We start from the raw sequence: 1995 nt of genomic DNA, 5'->3' as shown, positions 1-1995 counted from the left end.
GCCGCGACCGACGAGATGCGCGGCCGGGTGCAGGGCGTGTTCACCGTGGTCGTGGCCGGCGGCCCGCGGCTGGCCGACCTCACCCACGGCTGGGGCGCCGAGGCCCTGGGCACCGCCGCGGCCACCACGGTCGGCGGCGTGCTGGTCGTCGCGCTGATCATCGGCGCGGTGGCCAGCCTCCCCGCGTTCTGGCGTTACCTGGCGCCATCCGGCAGTGTCTGATAGCTCGGGCAAGGCCGCCGGTCGCCTTCGGCGAGCGGCCTGGGGTCGGGTTGCTTGGGGGTTGCGGGCCGGTGTGGGTGGTTGGGTGTGGTGGGTGGTTGGCTGGCGACGTTTGCGGGCAGGGGCTCGTTCCTCGCCCTGCCCTGGTCGTCGTGTGGCGGCCGCCCTCGCCAAGGATTTGCCGACCTCAGCGCACTTTTGAACACGCCGTAGGCGTGGGCTGTACGCACCGGAGGTGATCCGGCACACTCGGTGAGTATGACGACCGGACAGGCGGAGCTGAAACGGGCGATCGGGCCGAAACTGCTGTTCTTCTTCGTGCTGGGAGACGTGCTCGGCACCGGGATCTACGCGCTGACCGGGAGCGTCGCCGGCAAGGTGGGCGGCGCACTGTGGCTGCCGTTCCTGCTGGCCTTCGTGGTCGCGTTCCTGACCGCGTTCAGCTACCTCGAGCTGGTCGGGAAGTACCCGCGGGCGGCCGGCGCGGCGCTGTACGCCAACCGCGCGTTCGGGATTCCGTTCCTGACGTTCGTGATCGCGTTCACGGTGATGAGCTCGGGGATCACCTCGGCGTCGGCGGCGGCCCGGGCGTTCGGCGCGACGTACCTGCCGCGGTCGTTCAACATCAGCGTGTCCGCACCGGTGATCGCCGTCGTCGCGGTCCTGTTCGTGCTGATGCTGGCGGCGGTCAACTTCATCGGCGTGTCCGAGTCGGTGAAGGCCAACGTGGTGCTCACCTGCATCGAGATCTCCGGGCTGGCGATCATCATCGGGGCCGGCGTGTACGCGGTCGTGTTCGCCGGGCAGGGCGAGCCGGCGCGGCTGACCGAGATCGACACGTCCAGCTCAAACGCGCTGCTGGCGATCACCGCGGCGACATCGCTGGCGTTCTTCGCCATGGTGGGGTTCGAGGACTCGGTGAACATGGCCGAGGAATGCCAGGATCCGCCGCGGATCTTCCCGCGGGCGCTGCTGTCCGGGCTCGCCGTCGCGGCGCTGATCTACGTGCTGGTCGCGGTCACGTCCTCGCTGCTGCTGCCGGCGGACTTCCTGGCCGGCGTCAAGTCGGACGCGCTGCTCGAGGTGATCAAGGTGGGCGCGCCGGCGTTTCCGTTGCGGCTCTTCGCGTTCATCGGGTTGTTCGCGGTGGTCAACTCGGCGCTGATCAACATGCTGATGGCCAGCCGGCTGCTGTACGGCATGGCCAACGAGGGCATCCTGCCGAAGGCGTTCGGCACCGTGCACCCGTTCCGCCGCACGCCGTGGGTGGCGATCCTGTTCACCACCGCGATCGCCGCCGTGCTGGTGGCCACCGCGGGCGCCGACGGCGTGTCCCGGCTCGGCGGCACGACCGGGCTGCTACTCCTCCTCGTGTTCACCGTCGTTAACGTCGCAGTGCTGGTGCTGCGTCGGGAAACCGTGCCGCACCAGCACTTCCGCGCGCCGACCTGGGCGCCGGTGGTGGCCGCGGTGCTGTGCGGCTACCTGTCCGTGCCGTTCCTGTCCGGCCGCCCGGCCAGCGACTATCTCATCGCGCTGATCCTCGTCGGCGTCGGAATCCTGCTGTGGGTGGTCAATCGCCGGTTCGTGCGGGCGGCCTAGGGTGCGACAGGGATAACTCGGAGTTTTCGGGGTGAGTTCCGGAGATCGGGTGGAGGGTCCCCCTAGGCTCGATGCCATGACGAGACCTACCGGCGAACAGCTGGAGATCACCCAGTCGGGCGCCCGCGCGATCGTGGGGACCATCGGCGCGGGCCTGCGGGCCTACGAGGT

General features: G+C 69.7%; 1 protein-coding gene and 1 pseudogene. Both read left to right on the top strand.

Annotation, left to right across the window (positions count from 1 at the left end; genetic code table 11):
* Positions 1-222 (top strand): annotated as a pseudogene (locus VGR06_RS18170) (MFS transporter); the annotation flags it as partial.
* Positions 223-480: 258 nt separating this feature from the next.
* The gene (locus tag VGR06_RS18165) at positions 481-1824 is read left to right on the top strand and encodes an APC family permease (RefSeq protein WP_327560275.1); all 1344 of its coding nucleotides are present in this window, start codon (positions 481-483) and stop codon (positions 1822-1824) included.
* Positions 1825-1995 lie beyond the last annotated feature (171 nt).

It is taken from the genome of Actinophytocola sp. (genome assembly GCF_036002505.1).
In the GTDB taxonomy this organism is placed as follows: Bacteria; Actinomycetota; Actinomycetes; order Mycobacteriales; family Pseudonocardiaceae; genus DASYTH01.
This window is presented reverse-complemented; position numbering and strand designations above follow the sequence as displayed.

Bases quoted from the DNA above. Each gene is read 5' to 3' on its own strand.
- VGR06_RS18165 (WP_327560275.1), top strand. From the start codon at position 481: ATGACGACCGGACAGGCGGAGCTGAAACGGGCGATCGGGCCGAAACTG.